Raw genomic sequence first — 17912 nt, 5'->3', positions numbered from 1 at the left:
TTCCAGCGTATTTCTTCCAGTAATTGAATACACTTTTTCTGTGTATTGTATTTTCTATGTATCGCTATCAAATTCATGCTACAATCCTTTATTTGTAAGGGTTTCAATTATCTTGCCATCCGTTATAGGGAGACGCGCGTATGCAAATGTCCCCGGTAGGAGAAACTCGCATAGCAACCGCAGGAACCACAACATTTGCTGAAGTTTCAGACAGCGTGAACTACGATCTGGATACAACCGCAATGTCAGATCAAACGGTCACCCTTTACAGTCGGGAAACGGATGTAGTAGTACCAACACTCGATCATATTGAAGGGTATTGGTTTGGTCAGTCGAACAAATACCTCTTTGTGAAAATCACCGACCAGATAAGGTTAATTGACGCTTGGATCAAAATGAGTTCAGACAGTGCAGATTGTATCAGCATTACTGATTATTACTACACCTACACAGGGTATGTAGATGTAGGTTCAGTAGAAAAACCTAAAGCGAATATCTATCCCAATCCCGTTCAGAATACGGTCACTGTGAAGGCCAACACTCCACTTACTCAAGTATGGCTCACCGACCTTGCTGGCCGAAGGCTTCAGTCCCTGCAAAGAGACTCCTTCAACCGTTGGCAGACCGACCTCTCTTCCCTACCTACTGGTATGTATCTGATTGAAGCTTACACTATCAACGGAAAACCGCAAATAAGCAAAGTAGTGAAAGAGTGACCTGGCCTTCAATCGACCTTTTCCATGTAATGGTAACTGTGGCAACCTGAAGACAGAAACTCACCGTTAAGTTTCGATGACCATGTGGCGGCATCAAATCGCCAATTGCGGTATTCCATTAATTTCACCGCTACATGATGCCGCACCAACCCTTGCGTTTATTCCGTCCGATGGTCGCGTTTCTCATCGGCCTTTCGCTACTCGTTTGCCATAGCAGTTCATTGGCGCAGAATGCCCTGAAGGTGATGAGCTACAACATCCGCTACAACAACCTAAAGGGCCGATGGCATACCTGATGATCTGCCCGAAATGCAATGAATTGGATTCGATGCTGAATGAGCGACCCGAAACAGATTCTCCCAAAGGCTTCGGATCCTTGTATTGAATCTGATATGGTCGCAGCTATTAATCAATGTGTTATATTTAGTGTAAAATGTTTCCATCAGATTGATTCTGAATATTGAATTCGGCAAACACAGCTACAAATTTGAGGCGATTGACTTTCATCCTATTGTTATTGCCGTATTTCTTCCTTTTTCTTCAATTGCTCGACTCAGCAATTTTTCACTTGTTACCTGACGGAGCAGAATTTTGGGCGTTGTTTTCCTTGTTGTTGTTTCCATGTTCTGTTTTGGTAATTGGCACTCACATATATCTGCGAATTTATAGTTGGAAACCTCAGGCGAAAAAGCGCTGGTGGGATGAAGGAAAACTGTACTTCGCGTCTCTAAGTGCTATACTCGGACTTCTCCTTTGGGGATTATTATACACAGTAACGAACTGAAAGTCGAAGGGTGACGAGCAACAATATGTTTAAAACGGTGACCTAATACTAACCTCAACCAAAAGTAACCGTTAAGTTTCGATGACCATGTGGCGGCATCAAATCGCCAATTGCGGTATTCCCTTAATTTCACATCCAAATGATGCAGCACCTACATTTGCGTTTATTCCGTACGAAGGCCGCGTTGCTCATCGGCCTTTCACTGCTCGTTTCCCATAGCAGTTCATTGGCGCAGAATGCCCAGAAGGTGATGACCTACAACATCCGCTACAACAACCCCAAGGATGGCGAGAATGCATGGCCCAACCGCCAGGAGAAGGTGCTGAAACTGGTGCTTTCGCAACAGGCTGATGTAGTGGGACTTCAGGAAGCATTGAAGGAGCAGACCGAATTCATGGACAGTCTGCTTACCGCTTACGGTCGCATTGGCGTGGGCCGCGATGACGGCTGGGAGAAAGGCGAATACAGCCCGCTCTATTACCGAAAGGACCGCTTCAACCTACGCGACAACGGCACGTTCTGGCTGAGCGAAACCCCCGAAATGCCGGGTAGCAAAAGCTGGGATGCGGCCATTACACGCATCTGCACCTACGCACAGCTCATCGATAAACAGACGGGCAAAGCCGTGTGGGTTTTCAACACGCACTTCGACCACAAGGGAAAGAAGGCGCGGCAGGAAAGTGCCAAACTGATAATAAAGAAGGCCAAGGAAATGGCGCAGGATGATGCAATTGTGCTTATCGGTGACTTCAACTTCAGTCCCGATAGCGAACCGTACAAGACCATTACTTCGGAGTTCTCGGATGCTTTCTCGTGCTACAAGAGCGGTCCGAAAACAACGGGGCGCGGGTTTGCCGTTGGCGAGAACGAAGGTGAACGCATCGACCATGTGTTCTACTCCAAACAACTGAAGTGCAGCACATACAGCATTTTGGATGAGAATGACGGGAAGAACTATCCGTCAGACCACCTGCCTGTAATCTCAACGTTGCGTTTCTGAGCCACGGTCGAACTCCGCCCGCATCTGAAACAGTTTGGCGCTGATCCACGCTTGGCTCTCATCGCGCAGCGTTTCCCAATCATCGCTCTTTATCGGGTCTCCAAAAGCCACTTTTACACGCGATTCCCTGCATTTGCCGAAAACCTCCATGAAGTGCGGGATGAAGGTGTCCTTTCCGACCCACGCCATGTCTTGCTTCTCAAACTCGATAGCAATAGGAATGACCGCAAAACCGCCTTCCACGGCCGTCATGAACGTACCTGGGCGGAATTCCCCCGTTTCGGGCCCGACATACGTGGTGCCTTCCACAAACACAATAGTGGAAATCCCTTGCTTCACAAAATCCGCGATCTGCTGACGCGTGCGTCTTCTGCTTTCCTTGCTTTTTCTGTCAACGAAAACGGTTCCTGAATGTCGCAGCCCGAAACCGATAATGGGCCATTTGCCCACCTCGGCCTTCACCACGGGGCAGGCATCCAAATTCTTGAAAATGCAGATGGAATCGATGTACGAGCGATGGTTCGTGACACCTAAGATGCCGTCCGTTGGAACGGTTCCCGTTACTTCAACCTGCACATTCAGAAAACGCACCAGTTGTTGCGCCAACTTTCTGCGTAGGTTGATGGCGCGTTTCACGTCCCTTCCCTTCACAACGGCAAGCACGAGGATCTTGGCAATGCAGATGCAGGTGAGGATGAGAAACCCGAAAAGCCGATAAATTCCGCGGAGCGTTTGCAAATCAGTTCAGGTCGCGGTTCAGGTTTTCCAATGTCTCGATCGGAATGTCCATCATATCGAGGAGAATGAGTCCGTCCAATACGTTCGAGAAGCTCGGATCGACATTGAACCCGATGATCTTCGCCTCCTGCTTGATGTACTTTTTGATGAGCACAGGCAGCTTGAAATTGTGTGGCTCCACTTCCTCGATCACGCGGTCTATCTCCGTCATTTCCTGCCCGAGTTGATCCACAATGGCCTCGATGTCGAGGTCGCGTTTGGCAGGTCGGAATGCCTTGCGCGGCTTCACGTGCTGCGCCAGATCCGTGTTCCAGTAATACTTCTTGATAAAGGCCACGATGAGCTGCCGCGAGAAGCTCGAATACTCGTTGCTGATGCTGACAGGACCGATGAGGTAGCGGTAACCGAGGTTTTGCAGCAGCACGGCCAGAATGCCTTTCCAACGCAGGAAAAGCGGCAGGCGCGCCTTTTGGTATTCGGGTGTCACGTAAGATCTTCCCAGCTCAATGGATTGCTCCAATATCTTATTGAACGGCCGCTTGAACTTGAACAGCGAATGCAGGTAGAACCCGCGCTTGCCGTACAGTTCCATGATCTCGTGTCCGAACCCGATGCGGTAACCTCCTGCTATCTTGCGCGCTTCCCTGTCCCAAAGAATGAGTTGATGGTAGTACATGTCGTACTCATCCAGGTCCAAGGCTTCGCCTGTTCCTTCTCCAACCGTTCGGAAGGTGATCTCGCGCTGCCGTCCGATCTCCTTCAATGTCATCGGCACACTTTGCGCTGCGGCTATCAGCACATCAAAGTTTCCTTGCGACAGCAAACGGTTTTTGGATGGCAGCGCAGCCAATTCCTTCTCCAAAATAGCCCCGTCAATGGCCGTTCCTATCGGTTGCCGCTCCACCATGCTTTGCGAATTCCGCGTAGCCGAAAAGAAGGCATTCACTTGCAACGGACTTCCCAGCGCATAGAGCTTGGCGCGAACATATCTCCCGAAATGATCGGCACGGAAGAACGTGCGTTTCACCTCATCGGTTATCGGCTTGCCAATGCGGATGTTGACGTTCTTTTCTTTCGCATTCAAGTCCTTGAAAAAGGAGGTCATCCTATCGAAAGAGAACGTTTTGGAATGAACGAGACTGATGATGGAATCGGTACGCAGATAAACGGGAATGATGGGCTGACGCAGGAGGAAAAGCACCTTCAGCAACTTCGGATGCCAGCGTTTGTCCAAGGCAATATTGGCCGTTATGCGGCTGATGGTTCCCTGCCGCGCAGGAAACACAACCACCACTTTGTCTTTCTTTAGCAATGCCTCGAACTGAAGCAGCAGCTTCTCTTCGGTGTCTTCAATGTTCAAAAACGTTATGCAGTCCTGCAATTCGGGATATGCTCTGAAGTTGTAAGATGTGAGCACGACCACATCCTTCCGCACTGATGAGATGGCATGGATGAGGAGAATGGGGTCGGCAGGTCCGAACAATCGGTTACCAAGGATCACGCATCCGCCTGTGGCGGGAACACGGCCCAGTTCCGATTCTGCAACCTGAACTCTGATGCGCGATGCATCAAGAAATGATCGGATGAATGTTTCGGTCTGTTGCGGCCTATCGGTCGCGACTTGAAGCGGAATGCCCATGCAGGTTCAGAATATCAACAACGAAGTTGATGCTTCAATAGATCCTGAATCTGAAGGGAATATTATCAGTTTGGCACCGCCACGTTTCCAGAAGTTGAACGAACGCTACAGCATCATCTCACCACCGAAACGTGCCCTACGAACTTGCGGTTGAAGCCACCTTCGACCTTCTCCACTTCGATCATCCACACATAGACCCCTTTCTGCACTTGCTTGTCCTTGTAGGTGCCGTCCCAACCCGTATCAATGTTGTTGGTTTCAAATACCCGCTCACCCCAACGGTCAAAGATCTGGAGGTGATACGTGTCAGGATAATCGCCACCAATGATGGGTAAAAAGACATCATTCTTGCCCGTGGTGACATCTGGGGTGAATGCGTTCGGAACGTAAATGGTGAAAATCGGTGTCACATCCACATACTTGCAGGAGGTATCAATGCAACCCAGTCCGTTATCTGCCACCAAACACACCAGATACGTTCCCGGCTCATTTTGGAAATCGTAGCTCGGATTCTCATCATACGAGAAGTTCTCATCACCGAAATGCCACTCGTACATTGTTGCCCCGATGGAGTTATTGTCGAACAGGATCTCCGAATCGAATTCGCTCACTACATCTGGTCGCGGCACGAAATCGGACACCACATGCGCTCCAGGAGCCACGGCAACTGAATCTGAATTTCCGCAACCGCTTATGGTATCCAGAACCATAATGGCGTAATCTCCCGAACACAGATCGAGGAAATCGGCTGTGGGTTCAAATGTATCGCCACCATCAATACTGAAAGCATTGGCTGCTGATGACTGGATAATGATACTTCCATCGCAGTCGCCTTCGCATCCTTCTGCTGTTACCAGCACATTCTCAATGGCAACCAAGGCAGGCTGCGTTATCTGGAATGTGGTGTCAACGCTACATCCGCTATCATCCGTAATGGTAAGTGTGTACGTTCCGGCACAGACCGCGCTCTGAGTAGAACCCGTTCCTGTAAGGCTCGACCAACTGTACGAATAGGGCGAAGTTCCTCCAGCCACCGTAACGGAGGCCGAGCCATCGCAATCATTGAAACAGGTGACATCCACCGTTGAGAAATTGAATGTGATCGGGTTCGGAACGTTGACCGTTTCATTGGCCGTCTGCTGACAACCGTTGGCGTCTTCCACCACGATAGAATAGCTACCATCGCACACCGAAGCAAAGTTTCCGGAACCTTGGAAACTGGAGCCGTTGTCGATGCTATACTGATATGGAGAAACACCACCTCCTGCATTCACCGTAATTGTTCCATCGCATGCGCCCGAACAGGTGGCATCTGTTGACGTGGAGCTTGCCGTGACCGCAGCGGGTTCACCCACAACTGCCTGACCAAATGCCTGACAGCCCGCGCCATCGTCCACCACTACATCGTAGGTTCCTGCGCAGATCCCTGTAAAGGTTCCCGTTGCCTGAAAGGTGGTTCCATTGTCGATGCTGTATTGTGTGGCACCCACGGCAACCACATCAATGCTGCCATTGCAGTCGCCTTTGCAAAGCGCATCTGTTGGTGTGATGCTGGAAATGGTAGGAGCACCGCCATTGGCCACCGAGGCCGATTGCGTGGTCTGGCAACCGCTTGCATCTTCTACCACGAGGTCGTAGTTTCCTGCCAAAAGACCCGTGAATTGCGAACCGTTCTGGAAGGTCAGACCATTGTCTGTACTGTACTGCAATGGAGCTGTTCCACCGCTTGCGGTAATGTCTATCTGACCATCGGCCTGACCACAGGTTGCATCCGTTACCGCCACATTGTCGATGGTCGCGCCACCCGAACTGTTCAACGTCACCTGCTGCGTGGCCGGACAGCCCTGCCCGTCATCCACCACTACATCATACGTTCCAGCAGCCAGCCCCGTAAAACTGGAAGTGGTTTGCGTGGTTGTTCCATTGTCGATGCTATAAGACAACGGAGGCGTACCGCCTGATGCTGTAATGTCGATCTGTCCGTTGGAAACACCACAGGTTGCATCGGTGGTTGAAACGTTATCGATGGTCGGGCCACCGCTGCTGTTCAGATCGATCTGATCCACCGCCTGACAACCATTTGCATCCTCCACCACAATATCAAAACTGCCTGCGTTCAACCCTGTAAATGAGCCTGAAGATTGGAATGTGACCCCATTGTCGATACTGTATTGCAACGGAGTTGCTCCGCCACTTGCTGTAATGTCGATGGTACCATCGCTTGCCCCACAGTTAGGGTCGGTTGAGGCGAGGTTATCGATGCTCGGTCCGTTGGCGTTATTGACGGAAACCGTGGAATCGGCCTGACAGCCGTTGGCGTCTTCCACAACAATATCATACGAACCGGCAGCCAAAGCCGGAAAGCTGCCGCTTGCTTGAAAATTCGTTCCGCCATCCGAACTGAACTGTGTGGCCGTTGCAGCCGTTACATCTATCTGGCCATCCGCATTACCGCAGGAAGCGTCTGTAATGCTAATGCCCGAAATGGTCGGGGACGTACCGTCATTCAGTGTAACGGTAAATGTGGTATCGCAGGTCTGGTCGGTCTGATCGGTGATGGTCACTTGGTAGCCTCCTGCGGTCAGGTTACTGATGTCCTCAGTAGTGGCCGAATTATCCCAAGCAAAATCGTAGGTGGAAGCCCCCGTTACCGTCAGATCGATGGAACCATCTGCACCGCCCTCGCATGCAGGATCCTGCGTAGTGTAGGTAACCGTTGGCAGCGCGCATTGGGTACATGGCGTCAAGGTGTTCGGGTCATTTATCACCAGCGAATCGCCAACGGCATCCACCACTCGGACAGGATAATTGGTTGGTGTGACCGTAGTTCCTGTGGCAAAATTGGACCAGCCAGCTGAGCTTGCACAAGTGGTTCCTCCCGAACACGTGTTGACAAATGGAACCCATGTGTAACCACATGCTTCACACTCAGCTTGATTGGTAATGGGGGTGGAAATTCCGGTAACCCATTCATCCCATGTGTACGGCCCTGTTCCGTTGAGAACTGTGAGATCCCCGTTGTTCTCGAGGCAGACTTCCAAAGGAGTACAGGCACTTACTGAAATGTAAATGGAATCGGCTCCACAAGGAAGTGTGTAACTGATGGTATGCACGCCTGGGCCTGCCACTGATGGGTCGAAAACACCCGTAGAGGAATTGGTAATTCCATCTCCGGCCCAAACGCCACCGGGGTCTCCCGCGGTTAGCGTAACGGGTGCGTCTGTTTGGCAGAATGGCCCCGCAGGACAGATGTTCGGGTCGCAGCAAATATTCTCCAATGGCGCACAGGCACTCATGGCCAACGATTGTACGTAACCGGTCCTGTTCACGTCAGCATTGGTGCCGGTCGAGCCGCAGGCCACCACCTCACCATTATAGTTCACCTTTACGGCATACACTTTAAAACTGGTGGAGGAGGATGTGATCAGGTTCAGGTTCGCATCGTACTTGTAAACACCATTTGTTGAGCCCACGTACACATTCCCGCAATCATCGATATCAATGCCGCAGTTGCTGATCACATTCAAACCCAAACTTGTAGAGGACTGACCGCCAGGTATGGTTGCGCTGCCGAGTATTGCACCATTGATCAACGACCGTTTATGCACTGTCGTTCCATTGTGGGTATACACAAAACTGTCGTTGGCGCGGATGGCCCGGATCCCGGCATTGCCGTTATTGGGACGATAATTCTCCATCTTGTAACCAAGGTGATAGCCATGATCTTCCTTGAAGATGGGCTCACCGCTATAGCACGGGGAAAAACTCTGATCGATCGCTCCAATGGTGTCATGCGTCAAGAAATAGTATCGCGAATTTTTACTTGGCGATAGCGAGCGAACCTCTTGGACCGTTGGCGGGAAAGAAGTCGTACTGCCTATTGCAACCGCCTGCGTGTTCAGAATGCTTCCATTAGACGGACTGACATCGAAAATACCGGCTTTCAGGTCGAACAGGCCCGATGCAGTAGTTCCCCCGATGATCAACTTTGTCTGATCGCAGTTGAATGAGATCGTCCAGTACTCGTCACTCAGCCCGGCACCGTTCACGTTGAACTGCTGCGAACCGGCCGAGTTTACTTTGGTCAATGCGGCACTTGAACCGTTGGACACAAAACTGTTGCCATTGAAATCCGTTGCCATACATCCCAGCCAATCGCCACCCACCGTGTCATAGGCGGTGGAGAAGGTCCATTGCAACGCACCGCCTGAGTTGTATTTCAACAACTTAAGCGGATTTTCCCCTCCAATGATGTAAACGTTGCTGGATTGATCTACGTCACATTCCCAAACACTGTTTGAGCTTGCCAACGTTGGCGTTTGCACCCAAGGGTCGATAACCACCGATCGGGAAGGATCATAATTATCCAACTGGAAATGGATGATGTTGCCATCGAGCACAAACCCTGAAGGGATCTTTTGGCCGCCATCCTTGTAAAAACTGACAGGCGCGTGTTCCAGAATGTCGCCAAAAACCGTTGGAAGATGCAACGTGCCATCCTCATCCAACTGCTGCCCATTGACGCTTTCATAGCGCATGGCGATCTGTGATGGATCCGCTCCGGGTCGGATAATGAACGAATATTTGATGCCGTCTTCAGGATGGAACTCGAAAAGCACATCAATACCATCGAACACATTTTGGTACTTGATCCGCTTGAACGCGGGAATGCCATCAATGGAATGATCTCCGACCGAATAGTTGTAATAGTCTTCGCGTTTGTCTTCCGACACAACCTTCAACTCTGAACTTGGCGCAACCCAAAGCATGTGAACAACATCCGTTGTCGCTTCCACTTCGTGTTCCAGCCGCTCTCGCTCTGCGTGGCTTAGTTTCTCCCAATCCGGATGCTCCGATTCAAGTTCCTCTTCGCTTTTCTTCTCGGTCTCGGTGAACAGATAAGTAATCCCTTTTTCGGTAAAGAAGATCTTGGTATCTCCATGGTCGATAGCGTATAAAATCTGGTCGTCTGTTCTGTTCAGACCATCAAACTGCGACCTGTTCTCGATAAAGGCCTTCTGATCCTCCATGGCATGAACCCAGCCAGATGAGGCGTTCTGAGACCTTGCGGAAAAAAAACAGACCATGACGAATGCAATGGTCCACACGCTACTAACTGATCTTTGAATGGTCGGGGTTGGCATTCAATTTTTTTTGGTTTATCGCAAAGTGGTCGAAGCTATCAAAATTTCTGTTGATGCTTGGTCATATAAACTACCGAAAGCCGCCTTGGTTGCCTCATTTCAGACGATCGATGCCTTTTGAACTTTTACTAATTACATATTAATATGCGAACTCGCGGCTCTATCTTAATCATGCTTCAGTTATCTGTATGTACAGAATGGGATAAGAGAAAAGTCGAACTATCCCGGATAATCAGCGGCTTCTTCCATGCCCTCGTATTGACTCAGGTTCAGCGCAACAAAAACCGGGTACTGTCAGGTTTGGAAGAATCTGAAAAAGATGGATCAAAGCACACTATCAGCCTGAAAACAAAACTCGTTGAATGTCATTCCAATTTCAAAAAATGACGTTTTCAATACTGAAGGCCCGAAACTTGGGCCGATGTATTCAGAGGTGGTTGCACAATAACATGGTCATCAACCACACCGCTGAAACGTGCTTCTCATAAACCAACAGCTCAATACAAGAAGCAGCTTATCGACATTTTTCGTTTGTTTAGACTCAAATGAAGTTGTCGCCTTTGTTGAGGAACTTATTGGGCAGTCAGGGACAGCCTGAGGCGGTGCACGCGAACGGGCCATTGTTTATTACTGGTTGCATGCGCAGCGGGACAACCCTGCTCAGCAATCTGCTGCACACGCACCCGCAATTGTTGCGGATAGGCGCGGAAATGAATGAGGTTTGGACTGCCATCGGAGGAGCCAAAATGCTTGGCACGTGCGATCATCTGACCGCAGCAAATGCGAACCCAACGTTCACCTATCAATTGACCGATTACATTGCAAATTTTGTTCGTGATGGACAGGGAATGAAGCGCAAATTGATGCGGTTGAACACCTACTGGGACGAAGGACACGGAAGGATGAACTATGATTGGAAGCACATCGTTCCGATGAACAAGTCTCCGCACCTGATGAACAAATTGGAATATGCGAATGCGCTTTTCCCTGAAGCCAAGTTCATCATCATCATTCGGGATGTTTTCGGGTACAGTTCCAGCACGAAGTACTTTTTTGAGGAAAGTCTGAAGCACAGTCGAACGGAGTACTCTTTCCCAGCAAACTCTGAAGGTTGCTGGAACACGCGTTTTGAAGTGAATTTGGCGCAAGGAGCTATTCCATCAATGACCGAGATAGTGGAAATGTGGTTCAGGCTGAATGAACTGGCGTTGAATGCGATTTCTGCGCTCAGTGATCGTATTCTGATCCTGAATTACGAGCAGTTGGTGAATGATCAGGCAAGCACCATGGCTAACGTTTTTCGGTTTCTCAACCTGCAAGAAGCGCATCGAAGCGAGGAACAAAGAATCCAGCAATTGAATCTGAAGCACCGAAACACATCAACCTCTGGAGATTCATTGACCAAATGGAAGGAACTTCTAAGTCAGAAAGAGATCAGCGAAATCGATGCCGTGATTCAAAGAAATCAGGAATTGTACGCTCGAATTGAGCAAAGCCGGCAGAACGCAGTTTAGTTCCGTTCGGAGAGATACACCAAATGCTCTCTGATATCAGAATCGTTCCATTTGCTCAGGAAGCGCTTGCAAAGTTCCTCGGTCAATCCCAGCTCTTGCGCCTGATATGAACATTCAATGGCAATCCGTAATGCCTGTTGTTCCGAAGGAAAGTTGTGTTGCACCAGAACCATGCTGTAATTGAATGCTTCGCGGTAGCGCCCAAGCATGTAATTGCATTCCATCAGACCAATGTAGTTGGCCAGAAAGTCGGCATCATATTCCTTGGCTTTTTGGTGGCAAGCAAGAGCGGATTGGTAATCTCCTTTCGGTTGTCGATAGAGTTTGCCCAATTCCAGAAGTAGGTGGGCATATTCCGTGTCATTTCCTTTGGTCGCGTACGGTTCCAAATGGTCAATAACCGATTCAAATCGTTGGAATCTCTCCTGCGGGTGAACAGAAAGTTCAATCGCTGATCGGATGTCCCCTGCCGAACGGATCCAGTAGGTTCTGAACACATGTTCGCCCACATTTTCTAACCGAAACGATAGCGCGGAAGCTGATGCATTGACCTGAAACATTGGCAACGCAAGCAGACAGATACCAAGCGTTGGACCGATCCAGTTCATGGATTGCTTCGATGTGTCATTTTTCAGCACCAGCACAATGAACACCAGAAAAACAGGACCCACAATTGAAAACAGGTCGTAGTCATAAGGCATTGACATCAACGGGTTGTACGCGAAATAGATCATGAGGAACAGGATGGAAGCAAGTCCAACGCTGACCAATTCTGGCCAGTTCCAACGAACATTTTTCCTGAGGACAATAAACACAGCAAGTAACACGAGCATACTTCCGCCCAACCATTGGAAGAGCATGTTGAAATAATCCAACGCATGATTGAAGCTGAAAAGGTTGTAGCGGTCCAAAGGCGCGGGCGGACTGACGATGGGCAGGAAAAGCCGCTCGTAGATGTTCACATCATCACCCAGAAACCCTGGATCATTGTAATCCTTGGTAATGAAGAAGTAGACAAAAAGCCCTGCGATGGTGATCGGCAGCAACACAAACAACGAGATCTTTCGCCAAGTGAACCAAGCAGTTGGGCGGTTCAACTTTTTGGAAATGACAAACACGGTTGACAAGAGAACCGATGGGAAAAGCAGCACAAACACGGCATGGAATTTCATGCAGAGGAAGGCTAAAAACAGTTGCACCAGCAGCCATCCGATACTCGGTTTACGGAATGAGATGACGTGTGTAATCAGAAACGCGAGCAGCACAGGATACGTGGGCGCATAGATCTCTTCGTACCCGAAAAAGAACTGCGAAAATGGTGCGAAGACACCAATGATGGAAGCAACCATGAATTTGCTTCCGTTCAGCTCCAAGCCCATCAACAACAGAAACCACAGGAAAATGAACAGCACACCTGAAGCTGCTCCCAACCAGCGATAAGCTTCATGGTGCGTAATGCCGAAATAGTAGGACATCAAGCGAATGCCGCTGAGCACGGTGGTGTTGCCTGTCTTCGGATGAAAGATGTTCGGAGACAGCAGTTTTTCCACAAAAAGCGGATAGAACTCTGTGGTGCGTTCGCCCATTTTCTGGTTGAACAATTCGGCATCTCCTGTAAGTGAGGCCGCAAACGGAAAGTGATAGTATGCAAGACCACAGAGAATCGGAACCGTGACCACCGCAAGCCATCGCCATCGGTTTTTAAATTGGAAAGATGGAAGGTCGAAAAGACCTGAAAGCACCAACATGAAGGACAACGAAAGGTAACTTGCTTTAGCTACAGGGCTGAGAAAAGCGAGATGATGCAATCCCCAAAGCGAATCGGGAAATGCCGTGGCGAATGCGTAAAGCCCCCAAAGCGCAAGCCCCAAGGCGGTGACGGTCAGATTTTCCTTTTTGAGATTGAAACCCATGTTATTTGATTCCAATCTGACCTGATAATGAATTTCCCAACGGAACTTCCTCGCAATCCATGCCCAACGACTGGCAAACATTTGCGGCCACGCGGATGGCGTTATTTACGCTGCGTTCGTCAGGATAAATGTGCATCATATTGGCTATGGTAAAACCTTCTATTTCCGATCGGCATGCTTTGACCTTGGTTGAGAAGTTCAGGTCGCAGACCGTGGCCGCTGTATTCGTTCGGAAAACATGCACGTTCTTCAGATGCTTTTCCGAAAATTCGGGAAACGCTTTTCGAACGCCCTGCAACATGGTCTGTTTCAATTCCTCTTCCGATAGTTTGGCCATTTCCTCTTCAGCCGTAAAGTATCTTGAAAGATAAACGATGTGCGTGTTCCCATACTTGTTCGCTCCGATGAAATTGGTGTGTTCGATAACGCCACCGAAAGGAAAATCGGCATCGGCCATGTTCAGCCAGTAAACGTGACTCAATGGTCGGTCAAGCTCCAAAATGGTGCAGAACGCTCCGAAATATTTCACCTCATTGAGTTTGGCCGCGAAAGTTTCGTTCAACGGTTTGATCAATTGAGCGATCACTTGATTCGGAACGGTGGCAATCACTTGGTTGGCTCTGAATTCACTTGCTGCTGTCTTTGCCCCGCTCACTTTTCCGTTTTCGACCAGAATTTCCGTGACTGGCGATGAAGCCACCAGTTGCACGCCCATTGTTCTCAATCGCTCGGTCAATCGGTCGTTCAGCACTTGCAGACTGCCATCGAGATAGCCAAGCATTTCCTTTCCATTCTTGCGTGAGTTCAGCCGTTGCCCCAGCCGTCCGATCATCCATGCCAATGGAACATCTTTGTAATGCACCCCGAACTTCACACGGAGCAGCGGTTCCCAAATAGTGGCCGTCACGCGTTCACCACACCATTTTTTGAACCATTCGTAAGCCGAACGCTCTTCATGTTTCCTCCAGTTGTAAAACTTCCCAAGCAGGAAACTGGTAGCACCGAATCGGACCTTATCCAACAGATTGAGCGGAGAAAACCGCAGCAGATCCGTAGGCGTATTGAAATCGTGGATCTTCCCATCGCGGTAAATTCCCATGGAAGTTTCGCGGTACATCACGTTATTCGAAAGCCCCAATTCGTGCAGCAGCCAATGCAATTCCCTGTCATCCAAGAAGAAATGGTGGTAGAATTTTTCGAGCCGCGTACCACCGATCTCAAACGTATCAAGCAGTCCACCGAATTTCTCGCCAGCTTCCAGAACGGTCACGGTTTTCCCACTTCGAGCAGCCAGATACGCCATGCTCATACCCGTAATTCCGCCACCGATGACAAGAATATCCGACTCAGTTGCCAATCGAATCCGAGTTAGGGTTGATGACTTCCTCAATGATGTACTGCGGCCGTTTCTTCACCTCCAAATAGATCCGTCCGATGTACTCTCCGATGATTCCGAGAATGGTAAGCGTGATGCCGAAAAGGAAGAAAAGTCCAACCGCCAAGGATGCCATTCCTGGAACATCTGCAGGTGAATACCCGAAGATCTTGAAGTCCAAGATGCGATGAAAGATGAAAAACAGACCGACCAGAAACGAGCCGAGTGCCACCAACAATCCCAAATAACTGGCAATGCGAAGTGGCAAGGTGGAGAAGCCGAAAATGCCATCCGCAGCCAGACCGATCAATTTCTTGCCCGAGTATTTCGAAGTGTCATGAATCCGTTCAGAACGTTCGAATGTCACTCCGATCTGCCTGAACCCAGCGTAGGCCCGCAACCCGCGCACGAAACGTATCTGTTCGGGCATTTCCCTGACCAGCACATCCACCACTTTTCGGTCCATCAAACAGAAATCTCCGCTGTCTTTGGGTATGGAAATGTTACCCACAGCAGACAGAACGTTGTAAAAAGCCGCGTACGAGAAACGCAGCCAAAACCCTTCTTTGCGCTTGGTGCGGATGCCATAGACCACATCGTGGCCGTTTTTCCATTGCTGGATGAACTCCGTGATAACGCTTGGCGGATCCTGAAGATCACCGTCCATGACAACCACCGCATCTCCTTTGGCATGCACCAGCCCAGCAGTTATGGCCGCCTGATGTCCGAAATTGCGGGAGAACTGAACCAACGAGGCAGGAAATCCCTGAGCTATTTGCTTTAGAACATGTTCCCGTGTGCCATCTGTGGAGGCATCATTCACGAAGATCGTCTCGAAATCGTCATCCCACTTCAATGCCTCCTGTCGGAGCCGTTCGCAGAGAACATCCACATTCTCCGCTTCATTGAAAACAGGTACAACAATCGAGATCATCGCCAAAATTGAGCAGGAAAGATACAGGTTCTCAAAGGCATTGCATTCGTATGAGACCTGAGTACAGTTACAGGTTACCTTCGCATACTCAGATTTCAGAGATCGAACGGATCATTTTCATAGCACCAGAGCGACCGACCTTTGTGCAAGCGGACATCAACCTGCTACGCACACGCTACGAGGTGGTTGAAAACATCTACGATTGGCCGAAAAAGTGGATGAATCCGTTCCAACTGGTTGCGCAACTCTTTTTTCTGTTGATGCATCTCTCTTCCTCCAAAGCTGTTGTTTGCTCGTTCGGTGGATATTGGAGTGTTCTTCCTACACTGCTTGGAAAGATTTTCAGGAAACCTGTCTTCATTATCGTTCAAGGAACCGATGGCTGTGCCGCCCCGAAGATCGGATATGGAGTGTTGCGAAAACCATTGCCCAAGTTCGCATGCGGTCTCAGTTACAGCCTCGCAACTACGGTTGTTCCGCTCAGCAATTCGCTGATCCATTCGGCCGATCCATATAGTACCGATCTGATCGGTGATCAGGGAGTGAAGCATCATTTCCCAAAGCTGAACACCCCGCTCAAAGTCATTCCGTATGGCTTTGATTCCGAGTTCTGGAAACCGCTTTCAGAGGCTGAAAAGAACATCGATTTCATTACCGTAATTGGAACGGGACAATTTACCCGAAGAGACGGGGAACTGTTCTTGAAACTGGCGGAACGTTTCTCAGAAAGAACCTTCGTGGTTATTGGCGATGTTCCAACGAATGTGAAGCTACCGCAGAACATGACCGTGGTCGGAAACATGTCTCAAACGGAACTTTTGGGGTACTTTCAGCGAAGCGTGTTTTTTGTGCAATTGTCGCTTTTTGAGGGATTCGGTTGTGCGCTTGCCGAATCGATGCTTTGCGGCTGTGTGCCGATCGTTTCTGCGGTGAACGAAATGCCCGAGATCGTTGGAGATACAGGTTTTATTTTGACGGAACGTTCTTTGGAAAGCCTCAACGAATTAGTATTGACCGCATTGCAAAGCGAAAAACTTGTCAACCTTTCCATACAAGCCCGAGAACGTATTATGGAGAAGTATGCTTTGGAAAGTCGTAAACAGGCATTTGTTGAGATGATAGAAAACGCATGACCGCCATTGCATCAAGAACGGAACGAATCGATCTGCTCAACCTTGGGCTGATCCTACTGGCATTGGCCTTGGCCTACCTGATGCCGTTCGGATCGTTCTTGGTGGCGTACGCATTCTTGGGTCCGCTGCACTATCTCACCGAAATAAACTGGTTGCGCGATAGAAACTACTACGTGAGCGGGAAAACGATTTGGCTATGGATTGTCGGGATTGTCGTAGCTGTTCTCACGGTTCCCAAAGTACTCGGTTTCATGGGTTTGCTTTCCAGCGGAATTCCCTCACAAATGGTCGTTCACATCGACCGTTATTCGAACGAATTTCTGCTGCTTTCCATTTGGTCGGCAGCAATTCTCGCATTGATCAAAGACCCCGTAAAACGCACCATCGGGCTGTTGCTCGGAGTGGGCATCGCCATCGCATCCAACCTGTTTCCATTACAGTTGGTCCTGCTTGGCGCGTTGGTTCCAACGCTGATCCATGTGTATCTGTTCACGCTCACGTTCATGCTTTACGGTGCCATCAAGTCGCAATCGGCCATCGGGTTTCTTTCGGTTCTTCTCATGCTGCTCGCGCCTGCATTCATTGCGCTGGTGGATGTGGATCATTCCTTCTACGCGTTTGCCGACCAGACAAAGGAGAACTTTCTTGCCTCTGGTTTTCACAGATTGAGCATCCGCGTTGGGCAACTGCTCGGCCTCACCGATTCGAACGCGTTCTATTTCTACGGAGACTGGGAGTTGAAACTTCAGCGATTTGTGGCCTTCGCGTACATGTATCATTACTTCAACTGGTTCACCAAAACGGCCATTATCGGTTGGCACAAAGGACTTACAGGCAAGCGCGCTTGGCTCATTCTCGCCATCTGGCTGACGTTTTCAGCCCTGTTCATCATCGATTATCGCCTTGGGTTTTATGGGGCGCTGGCACTGAGTTTCATGCATGTGGTGCTGGAGTTTCCGCTAAACGTCATCAGTGCCAAGGCAATTGTGGTTTGGGCGAGTGAAAAACTGAGGTAAGTTTGT

The 17912-nt window shown here is 49.5% G+C and carries 11 protein-coding genes; 5 read left to right on the top strand and 6 right to left on the bottom strand.

Annotated elements, in window-relative coordinates; genetic code table 11:
* Positions 1 to 140 precede the first annotated feature (140 nt).
* Positions 141 to 716, top strand: a complete 576-nt coding sequence (locus GC178_18420) for a T9SS type A sorting domain-containing protein (protein MBI1289547.1) — start codon at positions 141 to 143, stop codon at positions 714 to 716.
* 923 nt (positions 717 to 1639) lie between these two features.
* Positions 1640 to 2500 (top strand): endonuclease, encoded by an 861-nt coding sequence (locus GC178_18415; protein MBI1289546.1) that lies wholly within the window; start codon positions 1640 to 1642, stop codon positions 2498 to 2500.
* Here GC178_18415 and GC178_18410 read toward each other — a convergent pair.
* The 3 genes from GC178_18410 to GC178_18400 all read right to left on the bottom strand — a co-directional run bounded on the left by GC178_18410 (position 2483) and on the right by GC178_18400 (position 10021).
* Positions 2483 to 3238: a hypothetical protein gene (locus GC178_18410; protein ID MBI1289545.1), complete on the bottom strand. Its 756-nt coding sequence runs from the start codon at positions 3236 to 3238 to the stop codon at positions 2483 to 2485. The genes GC178_18415 and GC178_18410 overlap by 18 nt on opposite strands.
* 1 nt (position 3239) lies before the next feature.
* Positions 3240 to 4877, bottom strand: coding sequence for a GNAT family N-acetyltransferase (locus GC178_18405; GenBank protein MBI1289544.1), 1638 nt, complete (start codon positions 4875 to 4877; stop codon positions 3240 to 3242).
* 113 nt (positions 4878 to 4990) lie between these two features.
* Entirely contained in the window at positions 4991 to 10021 is a 5031-nt protein-coding gene (locus GC178_18400; GenBank protein ID MBI1289543.1) for a T9SS type B sorting domain-containing protein, read from the bottom strand.
* A gap of 545 nt (positions 10022 to 10566) precedes the next feature.
* Between GC178_18400 and GC178_18395 the strand changes: the two genes are divergently transcribed.
* The gene (locus tag GC178_18395) at positions 10567 to 11535 is read left to right on the top strand and encodes a hypothetical protein (GenBank protein MBI1289542.1); all 969 of its coding nucleotides are present in this window, start codon (positions 10567 to 10569) and stop codon (positions 11533 to 11535) included.
* Here the strand turns inward: GC178_18395 and GC178_18390 are convergent.
* The 3 genes from GC178_18390 to GC178_18380 are packed head-to-tail and all read right to left on the bottom strand — an operon-like array spanning position 11532 to position 15757.
* Positions 11532 to 13448 carry a hypothetical protein gene (locus GC178_18390; protein ID MBI1289541.1) on the bottom strand — a complete coding sequence of 639 codons (1917 nt, stop codon included), beginning with the start codon at positions 13446 to 13448 and terminating at the stop codon, positions 11532 to 11534. The genes GC178_18395 and GC178_18390 overlap by 4 nt on opposite strands.
* A gap of 1 nt (position 13449) precedes the next feature.
* Positions 13450 to 14757, bottom strand: a complete 1308-nt coding sequence (locus tag GC178_18385; protein ID MBI1289540.1) for an NAD(P)-binding protein — start codon at positions 14755 to 14757, stop codon at positions 13450 to 13452.
* Positions 14758 to 14794: 37 nt separating this feature from the next.
* A complete protein-coding gene (locus GC178_18380) occupies positions 14795 to 15757 on the bottom strand; it encodes a glycosyltransferase (GenBank protein ID MBI1289539.1) in 963 nt (320 codons plus the stop codon).
* Positions 15758 to 15807: 50 nt separating this feature from the next.
* Here GC178_18380 and GC178_18375 point away from each other — a divergent pair, with 50 nt between their 5' ends.
* Positions 15808 to 16890 carry a glycosyltransferase gene (locus tag GC178_18375; GenBank protein MBI1289538.1) on the top strand — a complete coding sequence of 361 codons (1083 nt, stop codon included), beginning with the start codon at positions 15808 to 15810 and terminating at the stop codon, positions 16888 to 16890.
* Positions 16887 to 17906 (top strand): hypothetical protein, encoded by a 1020-nt coding sequence (locus GC178_18370; GenBank protein ID MBI1289537.1) that lies wholly within the window; start codon positions 16887 to 16889, stop codon positions 17904 to 17906. Before GC178_18375 ends, GC178_18370 begins: the two co-directional genes overlap by 4 nt.
* The last annotated feature ends 6 nt before the right edge of the window (positions 17907 to 17912 follow it).

It is taken from the genome of Flavobacteriales bacterium (assembly GCA_016124845.1).
Lineage (GTDB): Bacteria > Bacteroidota > Bacteroidia > UBA10329 > UBA10329 > UBA10329.
This window is presented reverse-complemented; position numbering and strand designations above follow the sequence as displayed.

Bases quoted from the DNA above. Each gene is read 5' to 3' on its own strand.
- GC178_18420 (MBI1289547.1), top strand. From the start codon at position 141: ATGCAAATGTCCCCGGTAGGAGAAACTCGCATAGCAACCGCAGGAACC.
- GC178_18405 (MBI1289544.1), bottom strand. From the start codon at position 4,877: ATGGGCATTCCGCTTCAAGTCGCGACCGATAGGCCGCAACAGACCGAA.
- GC178_18400 (MBI1289543.1), bottom strand. From the start codon at position 10,021: ATGCCAACCCCGACCATTCAAAGATCAGTTAGTAGCGTGTGGACCATT.
- GC178_18380 (MBI1289539.1), bottom strand. From the start codon at position 15,757: ATGATCTCGATTGTTGTACCTGTTTTCAATGAAGCGGAGAATGTGGAT.
- GC178_18370 (MBI1289537.1), top strand. From the start codon at position 16,887: ATGACCGCCATTGCATCAAGAACGGAACGAATCGATCTGCTCAACCTT.
- GC178_18385 (MBI1289540.1), bottom strand. From the start codon at position 14,757: ATGAGCATGGCGTATCTGGCTGCTCGAAGTGGGAAAACCGTGACCGTT.
- GC178_18395 (MBI1289542.1), top strand. From the start codon at position 10,567: ATGAAGTTGTCGCCTTTGTTGAGGAACTTATTGGGCAGTCAGGGACAG.
- GC178_18415 (MBI1289546.1), top strand. From the start codon at position 1,640: ATGATGCAGCACCTACATTTGCGTTTATTCCGTACGAAGGCCGCGTTG.
- GC178_18390 (MBI1289541.1), bottom strand. From the start codon at position 13,448: ATGGGTTTCAATCTCAAAAAGGAAAATCTGACCGTCACCGCCTTGGGG.
- GC178_18375 (MBI1289538.1), top strand. From the start codon at position 15,808: ATGAGACCTGAGTACAGTTACAGGTTACCTTCGCATACTCAGATTTCA.